At 66.8% G+C, this 17,773-nt stretch carries 15 protein-coding genes; 8 read left to right on the top strand and 7 right to left on the bottom strand.

Translation table 11 applies throughout. The annotated features are described in order from the left end of the window. Positions 1-82 precede the first annotated feature (82 nt). Entirely contained in the window at positions 83-865 is a 783-nt protein-coding gene (locus IFT63_RS04875) for a DeoR/GlpR family DNA-binding transcription regulator (protein WP_042613965.1), read from the top strand. An 89-nt stretch (positions 866-954) separates the two neighbouring features. Here IFT63_RS04875 and IFT63_RS04870 read toward each other — a convergent pair whose 3' ends face one another. Beyond that, on the bottom strand, positions 955-1,980 hold the full coding sequence (locus tag IFT63_RS04870; RefSeq protein WP_249404331.1) for an amidohydrolase family protein: 1,026 nt from the start codon (positions 1,978-1,980) through the stop codon (positions 955-957). Positions 1,981-2,201: 221 nt separating this feature from the next. Here IFT63_RS04870 and IFT63_RS04865 point away from each other — a divergent pair, with 221 nt between their 5' ends. The 6 genes from IFT63_RS04865 to IFT63_RS04840 all read left to right on the top strand — a co-directional run bounded on the left by IFT63_RS04865 (position 2,202) and on the right by IFT63_RS04840 (position 9,982). Beyond that, positions 2,202-4,301 (top strand): glycoside hydrolase family 36 protein, encoded by a 2,100-nt coding sequence (locus IFT63_RS04865; RefSeq protein ID WP_042613967.1) that lies wholly within the window; start codon positions 2,202-2,204, stop codon positions 4,299-4,301. Then, on the top strand, positions 4,298-5,224 hold the full coding sequence (locus IFT63_RS04860; protein WP_042613968.1) for a DMT family transporter: 927 nt from the start codon (positions 4,298-4,300) through the stop codon (positions 5,222-5,224). The genes IFT63_RS04865 and IFT63_RS04860 overlap by 4 nt, the downstream gene beginning before the upstream one ends. Positions 5,225-5,235: 11 nt before the next feature. Further along, positions 5,236-6,525, top strand: a complete 1,290-nt coding sequence (locus IFT63_RS04855) for a D-tagatose-bisphosphate aldolase, class II, non-catalytic subunit (RefSeq protein WP_192083401.1) — start codon at positions 5,236-5,238, stop codon at positions 6,523-6,525. Next, a complete protein-coding gene (locus IFT63_RS04850) occupies positions 6,512-7,672 on the top strand; it encodes an SIS domain-containing protein (RefSeq protein WP_192083400.1) in 1,161 nt (386 codons plus the stop codon). The genes IFT63_RS04855 and IFT63_RS04850 overlap by 14 nt, the downstream gene beginning before the upstream one ends. Next, positions 7,669-8,604: a BadF/BadG/BcrA/BcrD ATPase family protein gene (locus IFT63_RS04845; RefSeq protein WP_192083399.1), complete on the top strand. Its 936-nt coding sequence runs from the start codon at positions 7,669-7,671 to the stop codon at positions 8,602-8,604. Before IFT63_RS04850 ends, IFT63_RS04845 begins: the two co-directional genes overlap by 4 nt. A gap of 229 nt (positions 8,605-8,833) precedes the next feature. After that, the gene (locus IFT63_RS04840; protein WP_192083398.1) at positions 8,834-9,982 is read left to right on the top strand and encodes an aldo/keto reductase; all 1,149 of its coding nucleotides are present in this window, start codon (positions 8,834-8,836) and stop codon (positions 9,980-9,982) included. Between the two features lie 15 nt (positions 9,983-9,997). Here the strand turns inward: IFT63_RS04840 and IFT63_RS04835 are convergent, their stop codons facing one another. Further along, entirely contained in the window at positions 9,998-10,732 is a 735-nt protein-coding gene (locus tag IFT63_RS04835) for an SDR family oxidoreductase (protein WP_192083397.1), read from the bottom strand. Between the two features lie 107 nt (positions 10,733-10,839). Here IFT63_RS04835 and IFT63_RS04830 point away from each other — a divergent pair, with 107 nt between their 5' ends. Beyond that, complete coding sequence (locus tag IFT63_RS04830) at positions 10,840-11,730, top strand: LysR family transcriptional regulator (RefSeq protein WP_192083396.1); 891 nt, start codon at positions 10,840-10,842, stop codon at positions 11,728-11,730. Positions 11,731-11,894: 164 nt separating this feature from the next. Here IFT63_RS04830 and IFT63_RS04825 read toward each other — a convergent pair whose 3' ends face one another. The 5 genes from IFT63_RS04825 to mtnA form a co-directional block, all read right to left on the bottom strand. Next, positions 11,895-12,290, bottom strand: coding sequence for a DUF3037 domain-containing protein (locus IFT63_RS04825; protein ID WP_192083395.1), 396 nt, complete (start codon positions 12,288-12,290; stop codon positions 11,895-11,897). Beyond that, positions 12,268-13,044, bottom strand: a complete 777-nt coding sequence (locus IFT63_RS04820) for a HipA family kinase (RefSeq protein WP_192084138.1) — start codon at positions 13,042-13,044, stop codon at positions 12,268-12,270. The genes IFT63_RS04825 and IFT63_RS04820 overlap by 23 nt, the downstream gene beginning before the upstream one ends. A gap of 67 nt (positions 13,045-13,111) precedes the next feature. After that, entirely contained in the window at positions 13,112-13,720 is a 609-nt protein-coding gene (locus tag IFT63_RS04815; RefSeq protein WP_342450462.1) for a transposase, read from the bottom strand. Between the two features lie 68 nt (positions 13,721-13,788). Beyond that, positions 13,789-16,512, bottom strand: coding sequence for a DNA gyrase subunit A (gyrA, locus tag IFT63_RS04810; protein WP_192083394.1), 2,724 nt, complete (start codon positions 16,510-16,512; stop codon positions 13,789-13,791). Between the two features lie 189 nt (positions 16,513-16,701). Next, positions 16,702-17,763 (bottom strand): S-methyl-5-thioribose-1-phosphate isomerase, encoded by a 1,062-nt coding sequence (gene mtnA / locus IFT63_RS04805; protein ID WP_192083393.1) that lies wholly within the window; start codon positions 17,761-17,763, stop codon positions 16,702-16,704. Positions 17,764-17,773: the final 10 nt, after the last annotated feature.

The following is a 17,773-nucleotide window of genomic DNA, read 5'->3' as shown; positions in this document are numbered from 1 at the left end:
GTATATGAGGTTTCGTTTTGCATCAATAGCGAAATGTAACGAAAACCGCCATACTCTGGAACGTTTGAAAGGAGCTTTCTGCATGGTCGCCACCCGGGACACCAGCCATCGCCGTCAACAGATCAGTGAACTGGTACGCCAGCACGGCAGCGTGCAGGTGTCCTCTCTGGCCCAGCAGTTCGGCGTCAGCCTGCAGACCGTGCGCAAGGACCTGCGCTATCTGTCCGAACGCGGGGTGATGGCGCGCGCCTACGGCGGCGGCATTGACAGTGGCGCGGTGGGTCCGGTCCCGGCGGCAGAACCCCATTACGAAGCCAAGCGCACTGCCTATCTGGATGAAAAACGCCGGATCGGGGCGCGCGCAGCGGCAATGGTGCAGCCAGGCGACACCATCGCCATCGACTCGGGCACCACCTCGATGCAGCTGGCCGAGGCGCTTCCGGACATCGACCTGACCGTGGTCACCAACGATTTCGGCGTGTTGACCGTGCTCAGCCCGAAGACCCGGATCAACCTGGTGATGCTGGGCGGCGAGCTGCGCCGCAAGAACATGGCCTTCTACGGGGGGCTGACAGTGGAGGCGCTCGATGCGCTGCACGTGGACCTGCTGTTCCTGGGCGTGGATGGCTTCGACCTGGAGCGCGGCATCACGACGCATTACGAACCCGAAGCGATGCTCAACCGCAAGATGGTGGAAGCCGCGCGCGCGGTGGTAGCGATCACCGACAGCTCCAAGTTCGGCAAGGTCTGCCTGCACCGGATCATTCCGGTATCCGGGCTGGACGCGCTGATCACCGACACCGGCGCACCCGGCGAGGTCGCCGATGCCTGTCGTGCGCTGGGCGTGGACCTGCAGCTGGCCTGATCGTTGCTGTCGGTGGGTGACGACCGTGGGTCGTCACGCTCCTGCTTCCCGCTGCGCTCGCCGAGCATGGCTCGGCGCTACCCGCATTTCTACAGTTTGAACTCGCGCGCTGCGTTGCCGTAATACACCTTGTCGATTACCGCGCGCGGCAGCGCAAGCCCTGCCACGTCCGCCTCCAGCACCTCGATCCGCTGGCTCTCGCCGGTCGCCAGATAGCGCCAGTCCGACTGCCATACCGCGTGCGTTTCCGCCTTGAACTGCGCCGGATCCGCGCCGGGCGACTGGGTCAGGTCGGTGCCGTACAGCAGCCTGTCCTGGTAACGGATGAAGAAGTCCCGCACCTTCGTGCGATCGGCGTTGGACTGGTACTGCACTTGGCTCATGCGCGCGGCCAGGTCCACCGTGGCCTGCGGAAAACGATCCAGGAAGGCGGCCAGCACATCCACGTCGTACTCCAGGCTGGCCATGTGCGCACCCACCACGCGCAGCTGCGGATGGGCGGCGAGGAAGCGGTCGCGCACCGCCATCAGCTCGGCATGCGAAGGCTGCTCGGGGTGCAGGAACATGTGGTACTGCGGATGCTTGGCGAAGTACTCGCGATCGTTGTTGGTGGTCATCTTGTCCAACGGCAGCCAGCAGTTGTACGGCTCGCCCTGGTGCGCGATCAACGGCACGTCCAGCGCGCGCACGTGCTCGGCCACCGGGGAAAGGCCCGGATCATCCAGCATGATCGCCCTGCCCTGCGCATCTTTTTCCACCATGCCGATGTTCTTCCACACCTTCACCGCACGCGCGCCGTCGGCCACGTCACGGTCCAGCGCAGCGTTGACCTGGCCGGCCCAGCCTTCACTTCCATAGCCCTTCATTGAAAACGTGGTCGCCCAATGGAAGTGCCCCGGATCCTGCTTTGCCTGCGCTACAGCGATGGCGTGCTGCTCCAGCAGGCTGGGGAAGTCGGGGTAATCCACATTGATGGAGAGAAGCCCGAAGTTGTCCGCGCGCGCCTGCTCCAGCAGCGCCGTGCCACGGTCGTTGGCATGCACGTGCGCGTCGAATTTGCGCACCGTGGAAAAGTCCGCCATCGCGTAGGACGGCCCGCCCTGTCCCTCTGTCATGGCTGTCGTCCTCGGCTCACCTGGCGGCGTTTTCTCCGGCGTACAGGCCGCCAGCACGACCATTGCCATCACCGCACACCCGTTCCAGCTACGCAGGTCCCACCGCATGACGCCCTCGCTTATACATAACGAAACTTTGTGGAACCATATCGCAACAAAACGCTTGCATCAATCTGCGGTGCGTGCGCAGAATGCTAGCCATCTCCACCGGGTTGACGCTTATGCCACCGATCGGACGCCGTACCGCCTTGAAGCTGATTGCCGGAAGCGTGGCAGGCAGCATGGCCTGGAGTGCCGCCCCCTGGGTGCGCGCTGCCACCGCTGCACCCGCCCCCGATGGCCGTGCAGGTGATGCGGTGCTCTCCATCGGCTTCGACAAGCGCATGCATACGCGTGTCTGGCGCCGCGGTAAGCCGCTCACCGGTTGGCAGCCCAGCGAAGCCCTGCTGCTGGCCAGCGGGGATGTCACCGACTTTGCGCTGGTCGAGCAGACCGCGCATGTGCTGGATGACCCCCGCCACGGAGCAGGCAGGCAGGCGGTATTCACCGGTCGCTCGCGCGCGGCGGGGGTGGAGAAACAGGTCTCGGTCAGCAGCTTCGACGCCCAGCCCGGGCTGGCGCTGTTGCAGGTGCGCTACCGCAACCTCGGCGATGTGCCGCTTGAAGTGACCGGCTGGCGCAGCAGCGCCTACCAGCTCGACGACGCGCCCGGTGGCTTCTGGAGTTTCTCCGGCGCCACCCACACCGATCGCCGCGACTGGGTACAGCCCCTGGCGGCCGACTTCGACCAGCGCAACACCCTGGCGATGGATTCATCGGACTACGGCGGCGGCACGCCGGTGGCCAACATCTGGCGCCGCGATGGTGGGCTGGCGGTCGGCCATGTCGAACCAGTGCCGCGTCCGCTGGACATGCCGGTCAAGCGCACCGGAAAGGGCGCGTCCATCGCGGTTGAGTCACCCAAGGCGCTGACCCTCGCGCCGGGGCAGGAACTGGTCACCGAACGCACCCTGCTGGCCGTGCATGAAGGCGATTTCTACGCGCCGCTGCAGCAGTACCAGGTGTTCATGCGCGGCGAGGGCATCGAAGGCCCGCGCCCACCGGATTCAGCGTTCGCCCCGATCTGGTGCGCGTGGGGCTATGAACGTGATTTCCGCGTCGAACAGATCTACGCGACCCTGCCCAAGGCCAAGGAGCTCGGCTTTGAGTGGGCGGTGCTGGACGATGGCTGGCAGACCAATGAAGGCGACTGGAAGATCGACCGGCGCAAGTTCCCGCGCGGCGATGCGGACATGCGCGCGTTCACCGCCGAAGTCCGCCGGCACGGCATGCGCCCGCGGCTGTGGCTGGCCCCGCTCGCGGCCGATCCGGGCAGCGACGTGCTGCACGACCATGTGGACATGCTGCTGCTGGACAAGGAAGGCGCCTTCCAGACCGTGACCTGGTGGAACGCGCTGACCCAGTGTCCGGCCTACCAGCCGACCATCGATTTCTATGTCGAGCTGGTCAAGAAGGCGATCGGCGACTGGGGCTTCGAGGGCATCAAGCTGGATGGGCAGCACCTCAACGCCGTGGCGCCCTGCCACAACCCGGCGCACAAACACGCCAGCCCGGAGGACTCGGTCACCGGACTGGCCACGTTCTGGAACGCGATCTACCGCGCCGCCCATGACGCCAATCCCGAGGCGGTGGTGGAGCTGTGCCCGTGCGGCACCGCGTTCGCCTTCCACAACCTGCCGGCCACCGATCAATTCCCCTCCTCTGACCCGCTGTCATCGTGGCAGGTGCGCAGCAAGGGCAAGTCGATCAAGGCGCTGATCGGTGAGCGCAGCAGCTACGCCGGCGACCACGTGGAGCTGTCCGACAACCGCGATGACTTTGCTTCAAGCGTGGGCATCGGCGCGGTGATTTCCAGCAAGTTCACCTGGCCCAAGGATACGGATCGACCTTCGGTACCACTGCCGCCGGGCGGCTTCGTGCTGACCGACGAACGCGAGGCACTGTGGCGCCGCTGGGTAGGCCTGTACAACACGCACATGCTGCCCAGGGGCGAGTACCTCGGCACCCTGTATGACATCGGCTTCGACAAGCCCGAAGCCCACGCCATCCGCAAGGACGGTGCGCAGTACTACACCTTCTATGCCCCACGCTGGGACGGCAAGGTCGAGCTGCGCGGCCTGCCGGCCGGCCGCTGGCAGGTCCGCGACCTGTTCAACGAAACCGATCTGGGCGTGGTCGACGGCGGGGCGGTGGCCACCTTGCCCGCGCGCTTCGAACGCTTCCTGTTCCTGCAGGCCACCCCGGCCGGAAGTGCGGCATGAACGCCGACGCCGTGGCCGTGTCCGTGACTCCGCGACGCCGCCCGTGGCTCGGCTATGCGCTGGCAACCGTCGCGTTGTGGGGCGTATGGGGCGCGCTGTCACCGTTGTCGGCCGCGCATGGCTTCCCGGATACGCTGGTGTACTGCGTATGGGCGCTGACCATGTTGCCGCCGGCGTTGTACATCCTGTGGCGCGGCGGTTGGCAGCTGGAGCGTTCGCCGCGCGCCATCGGCTACGGGCTGGTCATCGGCCTGCTGGGTGCAGGCGGGCAGATGCTGCTGTTCCATACGCTGACCATCGGCCCGGCGTACTTCGTGTTCCCGGTGATCTCGCTGTCGCCGGTGGTCACCATCGCCCTGTCCTTCCTGCTGCTGCGCGAGCGTACCGGCTGGCAGGGCACGCTGGGCATCGTGCTGGCGCTGGTCGCACTGCCGCTGCTGGATTTCTCTTTCGGCAGCGGCGAAGCCGGCCTCGGCTGGTTCCTGCAGTCGCTGTTGATCATGCTGGCCTGGGGCCTGCAGGCCTACTTCATGAAGCTGGCCAACGACAGCGTGCGGGCGGAAAGCATCTTCGCCTACATGACCGTCGGCGCGCTGCTGTTGGCACCGGTGGCGCTGGCGATGACCGACTTCAGCCAGCCGATCAACTGGGGCCTGGACGGTCCCTGGATGACCGCCGGCATCCAGATCCTCAACGCGGTCGGCGCACTGACGCTGGTGTATGCGTTCCGCCATGGCAAGGCGATGGTGGTGGCGCCGCTGAGCAATGCCGGCGCGCCGCTGGTCACCGCCGTGCTGTCGCTGCTGTTCGCCAGCGTGGTGCCCGGTCCATTGAAGACCGTCGGCCTGGTGCTGGCGCTGGTCGCCTCGCTGCTGCTGGTGCTCGAACCCGAGCGCGAACCGGCACAACGCCCCCTTTCCTGAAGGACTCCCCCATGCACGCACTGCTCGACCTGGTCGCGCGGCATCGGCAGGGCCACGCCATCGGCGTGACCTCGATCTGCTCGGCCCATCCCCTCGTCATCGAAGCCAGCCTGCGCCACGCCCAGCGCAGCGGCCAGGCGTTGCTGCTGTTCGAAGCAACCTGCAACCAGGTCAACCAGGACGGCGGCTACACCGGGATGCGCGCGGCCGATTTCGTGCGCTTCGTGCATGGCATCGCCGCGCAGGTGGGTTTCGATATCGAGCGGCTGATCCTTGGCGGCGACCATCTCGGCCCGAATCCGTGGACGTCACTCGATGCAGGCGCGGCGATGGACAAGGCCGAGGCGATGGTGGCCGAGTACGTGGCTGCCGGCTTCCGCAAGATCCACCTGGATTGTTCGATGGCCTGCAAGGGCGATCCGGAGCCGCTGCCCGAAGCGGAGATCGTGCGCCGCGCGGTGCGCCTGTGCCGCGCCGCCGAAGACGCCTGGGCCCGCGTGGGTGGCGAGGCGCCGGTGTATGTGATCGGCACTGAGGTGCCGGTGCCGGGCGGCGCCACTGAGGCCATCGATGGCCTCGCCCTGACCACTCCGGCAGCGGCGCTGACCACCATCGAGGCGCACCGGGTGGCCTTCGCCGAAGCCGGACTGGACGCCGCCTGGCAGCGCGTGCTGGCCTCGGTGGTGCAGCCGGGCGTGGAGTTCGACCACCACGATGTCATCGACTACGACAGCGACAAGGCGCAGCCGCTCAGCCACTCGGTCACCACCGTGCCGCGGCTGGTGTTCGAAGCGCATTCGACCGACTACCAGACCCGCGACGCGCTGACCGCATTGGTGCGCGACCACTTCGCGATCCTGAAGGTCGGCCCGGGCCTGACCTTCGCCCTGCGTGAAGCGCTGTGGGCACTGGATGCGATCGAACGCGAGTGGATCGAGGATGGCAAGCGCGCGCGCCTGCGCGAAGTCACCCTGCGCCGCATGCAGGAGGCGCCGGGCTACTGGCAGCGCTACTACCATGGCGCTGGACGTGCGCTGTCCACCGACCTGCAGTACAGCCTCAGCGACCGCATCCGCTACTACTGGCCGGACACCGCCATTGAAGCTGCGCGCGTGCAGCTGTTCGACAACCTGCGTGCCGATCCGCCGCCGCTGCCGCTCATCAGCCAATACCTACCCCATGCCCTGCACGCAGTGCGCGATGGAACTGCTACGTTCGATCCGCAGTCCCTGGCCATGGCCCATATCAGCGCTGTCCTCGATGACTACCACCATGCATGCCAAGACCATGACCTCTCCTGAAATCCTCGGCTTCCCGGAACCCCTGCTGGAGGCGAAGGGCGCGTTGTGGACGGCGCGCGAGATCGCCCAGCAGCCGGCCATGCTGCAGGCCACCCATGCGCTGGTGGCTTCGCTGGCCGTGCAGCTGCGTGCCTTCATCGCCCCGCTGGTGGACGATCCCAAGGCGCGCGTGATCCTGACCGGTGCCGGCACCTCGGCCTATATCGGCCAATGCCTGGCACCGCTGCTGGACCGCCAGCTCGCCGCGCGCGTGGAGGCGGTGCCCACCACCGACATCGTCTGCGCCCCGCAGCTGTACCTGGATCCGGGCCAACCGCTGCTGCTGGTGTCCTTCGGCCGCTCCGGCAACAGTCCGGAAAGCCTGGCTGCGGTGGAACTGGCCGAAGCGCTGGTGAGCGACATCCGCCATCTGGTGGTGACCTGCAACCCGGCCGGTGCGCTGGCGCGCATCCCGGTCGCGCAGGCGATGACGCTGCTGCTGCCCGAGCAGACCCACGACACCAGCTTCGCGATGACCTCCAGCTTCAGCTGCATGATGTATGCAACCCTTGCCGCGCTGTCGCCGGCTGCGGCGCTGGATGGCCGCATCGGAGCGATCTCCACCGCCACAGACGGCGTGATCGAAGGCGCGATGCCGCTGCTGCAGGAACTCGCCGCAGCCTGTCACGACCGCGTGGTCTATCTCGGCAGCGGACTGCTGCAGGGGCTGGCGCGCGAAGCCACGCTCAAGCTGGGCGAGCTGACCAATGGCGCGGTAGTGACCTGTTTCGATTCGCCGCTCGGCTTCCGCCACGGTCCGAAGACCTTTGTCACCGACACCACCCTGGTGATCGTGTTCGTGTCCAACGATCCGTATACCCGCCGCTACGACCATGACCTGATCGACGAACTGCGCCGCGATGGCTGTGCGGCGCGGGTGGTCGAGATCAGCGCCCAGCCGCGCGCCGGAGCGCTCAACGACACCCTGGCCGTGCATGGAATGGAGCGCGCCGAAGACGTGGACCTGCTGTGGCCGTATGTCGCCGCCGCGCAGATCTACGCGCTGCTGCATTCTCTGGAACGCGGCGTGACGCCGGATAATCCGAACCCGGCCGGCATCGTCAACCGCGTGGTACAGGGCGTGCAGCTGTACGCGCTGGACGCATGACCGGCCCGCTCTACCTGGGCGTGGACGGCGGCGGCACCAAGACCCGGTTTGCGCTGATCGGCGCGCAGGCCGGCCTGCTCGCCGAAGCCCAGTTGGGCACCACCTACCATCCGCAGGTGGGGCTGGACGGCGTGCACGCGATCCTCGACGAAGGTATCGCGGCGGTGCTGGCGCAGGTCCAGGCGAACAACGCCGATATCACCCAGGCGTTCTTCGGGCTTCCGGCGTACGGCGAAGACAGTCGCGCCACTGCCCTGCTGCAGGCGATTCCCGGCCAGGTGCTGGGGCATGCGCGCTATGCCTGCGACAACGACATGGTCTGCGGCTGGGCCGGCTCGCTGGCCTGCGCCGACGGCATCAACATCATCGCCGGCACCGGCTCGATGGGGTATGGACGCCGCGGCGCCGCATCGGCGCGCGCGGGAGGCTGGGGCGAAGCGTTTTCTGATGAGGGTTCTGCGTACTGGATTGCCGTGCAGGGCCTGAACGCGTTCTCGCGGATGAGTGACGGGCGGCTGCCGCGCGGCCCGTTGCACGCGATCCTGCGTGAACATTTCAAGCTGGGCGAGCACGACCTGGACATCTGCGCGCATGTATATGGTGAAGGCCATGGCTCGCGTGGCGAACTGGCGCAGCTCTCGCCGCTGGTATCGCAGGCCGCGCTGGCCGGCGATGCGGTGGCGGCGTCGATCTTCGAGCGTGCCGGGCAGGAACTGGCGACCATCGGCGAGGCCTTGAGGGTCACCCTGGGCTTCCAGCCCCGCGAGCCGGTGCCGCTGTCGTGGTCGGGCGGCGCGTTCAGTGCCGGCGATGCGTTGATGCGCCCCTTCGCCGCCGCGCTGCACGCGGCGAGCCCGGACTTCGTGCTGCGCGCGCCCCTGCATGCGCCGCATTACGGTGCCGCGTTGTACGCGCGCCTGCTGGCGCGCTGACGCCGCAACCGCACGCGCCCTGGTAGCGCCGAGCCACGCTCGGCGAGCGCAGCGGAAAGCCAAGAGCGTGACGACCAACGGGCGTCACCCACCGACGGCAGGAGCTGACGGCCGGCGGCCGTCACTACCCATGCCTGCGCTATCCCATTCCCACCGCGTTGACACGCCCCCACGCTATCGTCGAACGGCTTGCGAGCGCCCTGAACGCCTTCCTCCACAGGAGACACCAGTGAACTCACGTCGTCAGTTTCTTTCGATTGCCGCGGCCAGTGCGGCGATGATGGCCGCCTCTCCGCTGTTCGCCCAATCGCCGGCACCGGGCAGCGTGCTGCCCACCCGCGGCACGCCGCGCCGTGGCAACCAGACCGCCCCGCAGGTCACCCCGAAGGGCAGCCGCTATCGTCCACCCACCCGATTCGGACTGGGCGGCGCCCCGCTCGGTGGCAGTCTGGCACCGACCACCCGCGATGCCGCCGATGCCACGATGGCGGCTGCCTGGGCGGCGGGCGTGCGCCTGTTTGATACCTCGCCGTGGTACGGGCTGGGCCTGAGCGAACGGCGGATGGGCCATGAGCTGCATACCCACCCGGCGGACCAGTACACGCTGAGCACCAAGGTCGGCCGCCTGCTCACCGGCACCGCCGGCCCGCTGCAGAAAACCAACTGGCATGATCCTGCCCCGTTCCGCTATCGCTATGACTACTCCGCGGACGGCGCGCGGCGTTCGGTCGAAGACAGCCTCAACCGGCTTGGCGTCTCCCAGCTGGACATTGTCTACATCCATGACCTGTCGCCAGAGAACGAAAAAGACCTCGGCATGCCGTGGGAACAGCGTTTTTCCGAGGCCCTGCGCGGCGCCATGCCCGAACTGACGAAGATGCGCGAAGAAGGCCTGATCAAGGGCTGGGGCTTCGGCGTGAACCGGCCGCAGCCAGCACTGCGCGCGGTGGCCGAAGCGGATCCGGACATCATGCTGCTGGCCTGCCAGTACTCGCTGCTGGATCACGAAACGACCCTGCACGACACCTTCCCCAGGCTGGCGGAAAAAGGCGTGTCGGTGATGGTCGGCTCGCCGCTGCTGGCCGGCTATCTCACCGGCCGCGAGCGCTATCTGTATGGCAGTCCGATCCCGGAATGGGCACCGGCCAAGCGCGCGAAGATCGCCGAGGTCTGCCAGCGCCATGGCATCGACATCCGCACCGCCGCCCTGCAATTCGCCGATGCACCGGACGTGGTGTCTTCGATCATCCCCGGCGCACGCACGCCGGAGCAGGTGCGTGCCAACGTGGAATCGATGGCGATCGCGATCCCCGCCGACTTCTGGGCCGAGCTGAAGCAGCTCAAGCTGATCGCGGCGGACGCCCCGGTTCCGGCCTGAGCTCGGGCGTCGACCTCAGTGCGGGCTGGCGGTGGGCCGGATGATGATCTCGCTGGTATCCACGTCGGCCGGCTGCGCGATGGCAAACCCGATCGCGCGCGCCACCGCCTCTGCGGGAATGGCGGTGGCGCGGAAGCTGCGCATTTCCTCGCGCCCCTGCGCATCGGAGATGCTCTCGGCCAGTTCGGAGGTGGTGACGCCCGGGCTGATCGTGGTCACCCGGATCGCAGGACTCTCCTGGCGCAGACCTTCGGAGATCGCCCAGACTGCGTACTTGGTAGCGCAGTAGACTGCTGCGGTGGGCGACACCGCATGCGCACCGATCGAGGCGATGTTGATCACCTGGCCGTGGCCCTGCGCCTGCATCTGCGGCAGCACTGCGGCGATACCGTGCAGCACGCCACGGATGTTGACGTCGATCATCCGGTCCCACTCGTCCACCTTCAACGCGGCCAACGGTGACAGCGGCATCACGCCCGCATTGTTGATGATCACGTCGACCCGTCCGTACGCGGCAACGGTACGGTCGATGAGCACCTGCACCTGCTCGCGCGCGGTGACATCCAGCGCGTACGCGACCGCCGTGCCGCCCTCGGCCTGGATCTCGGCCACCAGCTGCTGCAGGCGGTCCAGGCGGCGGGCGCCCAGCACCACGGTGGCGCCGCTGCGCGCGAGCAGGCGGGCGGTGGCTTCGCCGATGCCGCTGCTGGCGCCGGTGATGACGATGATTTTGTCGGTTATCAGGTTCATGGCAGGCTCCTGGAAGCTGTCTGTTCGAAGGAGCTGCCAGCCTACGAAGAGACGGGCGTCCACGGTATTACCCGCCTGCTGGACAGAATGGTTAGTATCGATAACCAATGGACACCGACCTCAATCTGCTGCGCCTGTTCCTGGCCGTTGCCGAAGGCCACAATTTCCGCGTGGCCGCCGATCGCCTGGGAGTTACCCGGTCTGCCGTGAGCCAAGGCATCCGACGCCTGGAAGACAGCCTGGGCATTGCGCTGGTGCAGCGCTCCACCCGCAGCGTGCGGCTGACCGAAGCCGGTGAACAGCTGCACCGGCAGATTGCCGGCCCGCTGAGCGTGGTCGCCGCGGCCATTGAAGACACCGCCAGCGACGGCCAGCCGCACGGCCTGCTGCGGGTCGCGGTGACCTCCATCGCCGAGCGCTTCCTGTCCGGCCCGTTGATCGCCGACTTCCTGCACCACTACCCCGGCATCACCCTGGATGTCACCGTCACCGATGACGAGTCGGACATCGTAGCGGCCGGCTTCGATGCCGGCGTGCGGCTGGGACAGGTGATCGAACAGGACATGGTGGCCATTCCCCTGACCGGACCGCAGCGCGAAGTCGTGGTGGCCACGCCGGCCTACCTGGCCGAGCACGGTACGCCGGCCCACCCGCGTGAGCTTGCCCGGCACCGCTGCATCGGCTGGCGCCCCTCACCGGAGGTGGCCCCGTACCGGTGGGAGTTCGTTGAAGACGGCCGCGAATTCGACGTGACCGTGGCGCCGCAGCTGACCACCAATGACATGCTGCTGATGGTGCGCTCCGCACTGGCCGGCTGCGGCATCACCTTCGGCATGCAGGAGACCTTTGCGCCGTACCTGGCGCGTGGCGAACTGGTCACCATGCTGGACGACTACCTGCCGCCTTTCCCAGGCTTTTTCCTGTATTTCCCGAACCGGCACAACCAACCGGCCAAGCTGCGCGCGCTGATCGAGCACGTGCGCGCGCACGCGCCATGATCAACGGAAGTACTGGGCCTGGACCGGGGTGCTGGCGGTGTTCATCGGCTCCGTGCTGCCCTCGGCGTTCCCGGCCATCCTGGTATGCACGCAGGACCTGACGCTACCCCTGCAAGCCCGGTACCGCCGACCCATGGTCGGCGAGCGCAGCGGGCCGAGTGGGCTCACCCCTTCGGCACGCGCACCATCTTCGTCAGCAGGTGTTCCACCACGCCCGCCGGGTCTGCCGTGCGCCCGACATGCGTGCTCGACATCTGTACCACCGAGCTGCGCTTGGCGGTGAGGAAGTGGAAGCGCGCACGCGCCGGCAACTGCGCGATCGGGCCGGCGCCGGCATCGCCGCGGCAGATCGCCACGATGGCATCCAGCCAAGGCCGCAACGCCTCCAGGTCCAGGCTGGGGGCAAAGGCATGCAGGCGCGCCGGATCGATCTCGATAGCCGCTTCCAGGTGCCTTGCCCCCGGGCAGGAGACGATGACTCCAACATTGATGAACTCTTCGCGCTCGACCCGGGGAACGACCCGGATCACCGCGTAATCATACGTATGCAGCGTGGGCACGGACGGCCTCCTGGACGAAGACGGCGCGCACGCGCAGGCGATGGATGAAGTAGTCGATATACGCTTGGCGGTACGCGGCCGGCGTGTCAAACGCAGGCTCGTCGACCAGCCAGGCGTCCGGCACCAGGCTGACGATGCGTTCGATTTCGTGATCCGGCAGGCGCGCTGCCAGTCCGGCGTCGACCTCGGCGATCCGGCTGGCGAACGGCAGCAGGACGTGATCGCGGATCAGCACGAACGGTTTTTCGCAGGCCTGCCCGGCGGTCGCCCAATCGTGGTGGAAGTACATCGCCGCACCGTGGTCGATCAGGTACAGCTTGCGGTGCCACACCATCAGGTTCGGGTTGCGCGCGGTGCGGTCCACGTTGCTGGTCAGCGCATCGAACCAGACGATCCGCGAGGCCAGCTCCGCATCCACCGGCATCGCGGCCGGGTCGTAGTTGATCGCACCGGGCAGGTAATCACTGCCCAGGTTGAGGCCTTCGCTGGCGCGGATCAGCTCCTGGATTTCCGGATCGGGCTCGGTGCGGGCGAACTCGGCATCCAGTCCGACGAACACGATCTCCGGCAGCGGAAGCTGCAGCGTGCGTGCCATCTCCCCGGCGATCAGCTCGGCGATCAGCGCCTTCGGCCCTTGGCCCGCACCACGGAACTTGAGCACGACCATGCCGTCATCGTCGGTTTCGACGATCGCCGGCAACGACCCGCCTTCGCGGAGCGGAGTGACATAACGCAGAGCGTGCACGGTACGCACAGGGAATTCCTTCAACAGCGGACTGCAAGATTACCGCGTCGCGGAGCGCGCTGCGCGCGCATTGGCGTCATGCCCGGCACCAGCGTTGTAGGCGTCGGGCTTGCTCGATCGCCGGGTGTCGAGCAAGCTCGACACTACGACAGCGGCCATCGGCACCAGGCCCAAGGATCGCGCCGATCCGTTCAGCCAATCCCGCCCGTACCGGGTTGGCCATGACATACAAGGCCTGCGCCCGAACGTCGTTGCCGTCCCGGATGAGATGATCGTAGTAGCCCCGTTGCCATACCGTTCCTTCGCCCACGCGCGCCGAATTGATGGCGATCGCGGACCGGGATTTCAATGACTGCACGCACCGCGACAGCGTGCCCTCTTTCAGTTGCATCTCCCAATGCAGATGGTCTGGCATGACCACTCGAGCGAAGGAGCGCGTCAGGCCGAACCGATCGCATTGCCCAAGCTGTTCAATCATCAGCGCGGCCAGCGTGGGATCAACGAAGCAAGGCGACCGTTGCGCCGTGACAGTGGTGATGGAGTAGTAGTTCCCCGTGAGCGAAACCCGTCCGATGCGAAGCTGACTGGACATGGCTCCCGCATGCGCGGCGAAAGCCATGGCGAGGTGCCGGAAGGCGCGCACCGCAATGTGGGGCAATACCGCGGTGTCGAGCAAGCTCGACACTACCGATCCTCCGTAACGAAAAACGCCGGCACGGGGCCGGCGTCTTCCGTTGACCACCAAGAGCGCGGTCAGTCCTGCGAGGGTGTCTCGTCCGTTGCGGCCGGGGTAGCAGCCGCCGGCTCGATCGCCGCAGCGTCGACCACCCCATCCTGCTCCTCGTCGGCTTCGATGAAGGCATCCATCCGCTCCACGGCCTGCAGCTTCTCTTCCTTGGACAGGCGGATCAGGGTGACGCCCTGGGTGTTGCGGCCGACCCGGCTGATTTCCGAGCCACGCGTCCGCACCAGGGTGCCACCGTCGGAGATCAGCAGCACTTCGTCGGCCGGCCCCATCAGCACCGCAGCGACCAGCTTGCCGTTGCGCTCGGTGGTCTGGATGCCGATCACGCCCTGCGTGCCACGTCCCTTGCGCGGGTACTCCGGCAGCGGGGTGCGCTTGCCGTAGCCGTTTTCGGTCGCGGTCAGGATGAACTTCATGCCCGCCTCGTCACCGACCTCGACCACGGCATCGCCGTTGTCCACGCTGGTGTCGTCGATGCTGGTGTCGTCCTCGTTCTCGTCTTCGATCCCGCCTGCGCTTTCAGCGACGATCAGGCTGACCACTTCTTCGCCCTTGGCCATCTTGATGCCGCGCACGCCGGTGGCGGTACGGCCCATCGAACGGACCTTGTCTTCGCCGAAGCGCACGGTCTTGCCGTTGGAGGCGAACAGCAGGATGTCCTGTGCACCATCGGTCAGCCCGACGCCCACCAGGGCATCGCCGTCGTCCAGGTTGATGGCGATCTTGCCACGCGCCAGGCGGAAGGCGAACTCACCCAGCGGCGTCTTCTTGACCGTGCCGTTGCGGGTGGCGAAGAACACGAACTGTCCTTCGGCATACTCGCGCACCGGCAGCACCGCCTGCACCCGCTCACCCGGTTCCAGCGGAATCCAGTTGATGATCGGGCGCCCGCGCGCATTGGAACCGGCCTCGGGCAACTGGTGCACCGGCAGCCAGAACACCTTGCCGGCGCTGGTGAAGGTCAGCAGTGTGTCATGCGTGTTGACCAGCCACAGCTGCTCGATGAAATCCTCTTCCTTGGTCGACGCCGCGCTGCGGCCACGACCGCCACGACGCTGCGCGCGGTAGGCACTGACCGGCTGGCGCTTGGCATAGCCGGAATGCGACAGGGTGACCACCACGTCTTCCGGGGCGATCAGGTCGAGGATGTCCAGGTCTTCTTCGCTGTGGCGGATTTCGGTACGACGTGCGTCGCCGAATTCCTCGCGTACGTTGATCAGCTCCTCGCGGATCACTTCGAGCAGGCGGTCCGGGTTTTCCAGGATGTAGATCAGCCCGGCGATGACTTCCAGCAGCTGCTTGTATTCGTCGGTCAGCCTGTCCTGCTCCAGCCCGGTCAGGCGGTGCAGGCGCATTTCCAGGATCTGCGTGGCCTGCACTTCGGTCAGCTGGTAGCCGCCTTCGATCAGCCCCACGCCCTTGGGCAGGTCTTCCGGACGCGACGCTTCGGCACCGGCGGCGCCGAGCAGCGAACCGACCAGGCCCGGATCCCACACGCGCGTCAGCATGCGCTCGCGGGCTTCGTTCGGGTTGGCCGAGCTCTTGATCAGCTCGATCATCTCGTCGATGTTGGCCAGCGCGACGGTCAGGCCTTCCAGCACGTGGGCACGGGCGCGCGCCTTGCGCAGCTCGAACACGGTGCGGCGGGTCACCACTTCGCGACGGTGGCGGACGAACGCCTCCAGCATCTGCTTGAGGTTCAGCAACTGCGGACGGCCGTCGACCAGCGCCACCATGTTGATGCCGAACACCGACTCCATCTGGGTCTGCTGGTAGAGGTTGTTGAGGACAACCTCCGCCGACTCGCCGCGCTTGATTTCGATGTAGATGCGCATGCCGTCCTTGTCGGACTCATCGCGCAGTTCGCTGATGCCTTCGAGTTTCTTTTCCTTGACCAGTTCGGCGATCTTCTCGATCAGACGCGCCTTGTTCACCTGGTACGGAATTTCGGTGACGATGATCGACTCGCGGCCGTTGTCGGCCACTTCCACGTCCGCCTTGGCACGGATGCGCACGCGGCCACGGCCGGTGCGGTAGCCGGCGATGATGCCGGCGGTGCCGTTGATGATGCCCGCGGTGGGGAAATCAGGACCCGGGATGTACTCCATCAGGCCATCGACATCGATCTGCGGATTGTCGATCAAGGCGATGCAGGCGTTGATCGATTCGGTCAGGTTGTGCGGCGGGATGTTGGTCGCCATGCCCACCGCGATACCGGCCGAACCGTTGACCAGCAGGTTCGGGAACCGGGTCGGCATGACCGTCGGCTCGCTTTCCTTTTCGTCGTAGTTCAGCTGGAAATCGACGGTTTCCTTGTCGATGTCGGCCATCAGCTCATGCGCGAGGCGCGACATGCGCGCTTCGGTGTAACGCATGGCCGCGGCGGAGTCGCCATCGACGGAACCGAAGTTACCCTGGCCATCGACCAGCATGTAGCGCAGCGCGAACGGCTGCGCCAGGCGGACCAGGGTGTCATACACCGACTGGTCGCCATGCGGGTGGTACTTGCCGATGACGTCGCCGACGATACGCGCCGACTTGAAATAAGGCTTGTTGGCGTGTGCGTTGAGCTCGCTCATCGCGAACAGCACACGGCGATGCACAGGCTTGAGGCCGTCGCGCGCATCAGGCAACGCGCGTCCCACGATCACGCTCATCGCGTAATCGAGGTAACTCTTGCGCATCTCGTCTTCCAGGTTGACCTGGATGATTTCCTTGGCGGATTCTGCCATTCGGGTTCCGTTGTCTGGTAGCGGTCCAGTCCGTCGCGCCACTCCCTTTTCAGGGCGGCAGCGGCGGAATCTCGATTAACTGGCGGAGTCTACCACACCACGCGAATTTTCTCCCCTGTTCAGCGGCTTTTTACCGGAAGAAATCAGCAACTTAGGGACCGGTTATCCGCTTCGCCGCCACGCCCGGGATCAGCCGAAGGCGGCCCGCATGCTGGCCACGGTCGGCGCCAGGATGACCCCGCGCTCGGTCACGATGGCGTCGATCAGCTCCCCGGGGGTCACGTCGAACACCGGGTTCCAGGCGGCGATGCCGTCGGCTACGGTGCGGCTGCCGCCGACCCCGTACAACTCGCCGGGATCACGCTGTTCGATCTCGATCTGGCCGCCGTCGGCGGTGTCCATGTCCACGGTCGAGGACGGCGCCACCACCATGAACTTCACCCCATGGTGGCGGGCGGCGATGGCCAGCTGGTAGGTGCCGATCTTGTTGGCGGTGTCCCCGTTGGCGCAGATCCGGTCGGCGCCGACGATCACCCACTGCACCGCGCCGGTCTTCATCAGGTGCGAGGCGGCCGAATCGGCGATCAAGGTGGCATCGATGCCATCCTGCTGAAGCTCCCACACGGTCAGGCGTGCGCCCTGCAGCCACGGGCGGGTCTCCCCGGCGAACACCTTGGCGATCCGCTGCTGGGCCATGCCGGCGCGGATCACACCCAGTGCGGTACCGAAGCCGGCGGTGGCCAGCGACCCAGTGTTGCAGTGGGTCAGCACGCCGCTGCCGGCGTCGATCAGGCCGGCACCCAGTGCGCCCATGTGCCGATTGGCCGCCAGGTCTTCGGTGGCGATGGCTTCGGCCTCGCGTTCCAGCACCTGTTGCCAGTCATTGCCTGCCGCGCCCAGCGCCCGGCGCATGCGCGCCAGCGCCCAGGCCAGGTTCACCGCCGTCGGCCGCGATGCATTCAGGCGCTGCAGCGCGGGTTCCAGCTTCTGCAGGGCCTGCGGGCCGTCATCGGCCTGCACCTCGCGGGCGGCCAGCACCACGCCCCAGGCGGCGGCGATGCCGATGGCCGGCGCGCCGCGCACGGTCAGCGCGTGGATGGCGGTGGCCACCTCGTCACTGGTGGTGCAGGCCACGTGCTCCACCACGAAGGGCAGCTTGCGCTGGTCCAGCAGTTGCAGGGCATCGCCGGTCCACAGGATCGGGCGGATGTGGTCGTAGCGGGCGTAGTCGATATCGGTGGGCGTGTTCATGCGCCCATTG

The organism is Stenotrophomonas sp. CFBP 13724 (assembly GCF_014841975.1).
Taxonomy (GTDB): Bacteria; Pseudomonadota; Gammaproteobacteria; order Xanthomonadales; family Xanthomonadaceae; genus Stenotrophomonas; species Stenotrophomonas lacuserhaii.
The sequence above is the reverse complement of the archived record's forward strand: the minus strand, read 5'-3'. Positions and strand labels throughout refer to the sequence as shown.

Excerpts from the sequence above, each read along its gene's own strand:
- IFT63_RS04875 (WP_042613965.1), top strand. The coding sequence starts at position 83 with ATGGTCGCCACCCGGGACACCAGCCATCGCCGTCAACAGATCAGTGAA.
- IFT63_RS04870 (WP_249404331.1), bottom strand. The coding sequence starts at position 1,980 with ATGACAGAGGGACAGGGCGGGCCGTCCTACGCGATGGCGGACTTTTCC.
- IFT63_RS04865 (WP_042613967.1), top strand. The coding sequence starts at position 2,202 with ATGCCACCGATCGGACGCCGTACCGCCTTGAAGCTGATTGCCGGAAGC.
- IFT63_RS04860 (WP_042613968.1), top strand. The coding sequence starts at position 4,298 with ATGAACGCCGACGCCGTGGCCGTGTCCGTGACTCCGCGACGCCGCCCG.
- IFT63_RS04855 (WP_192083401.1), top strand. The coding sequence starts at position 5,236 with ATGCACGCACTGCTCGACCTGGTCGCGCGGCATCGGCAGGGCCACGCC.
- IFT63_RS04850 (WP_192083400.1), top strand. The coding sequence starts at position 6,512 with ATGACCTCTCCTGAAATCCTCGGCTTCCCGGAACCCCTGCTGGAGGCG.
- IFT63_RS04845 (WP_192083399.1), top strand. The coding sequence starts at position 7,669 with ATGACCGGCCCGCTCTACCTGGGCGTGGACGGCGGCGGCACCAAGACC.
- IFT63_RS04835 (WP_192083397.1), bottom strand. The coding sequence starts at position 10,732 with ATGAACCTGATAACCGACAAAATCATCGTCATCACCGGCGCCAGCAGC.
- IFT63_RS04830 (WP_192083396.1), top strand. The coding sequence starts at position 10,840 with ATGGACACCGACCTCAATCTGCTGCGCCTGTTCCTGGCCGTTGCCGAA.
- gyrA (WP_192083394.1), bottom strand. The coding sequence starts at position 16,512 with ATGGCAGAATCCGCCAAGGAAATCATCCAGGTCAACCTGGAAGACGAG.
- mtnA (WP_192083393.1), bottom strand. The coding sequence starts at position 17,763 with ATGAACACGCCCACCGATATCGACTACGCCCGCTACGACCACATCCGC.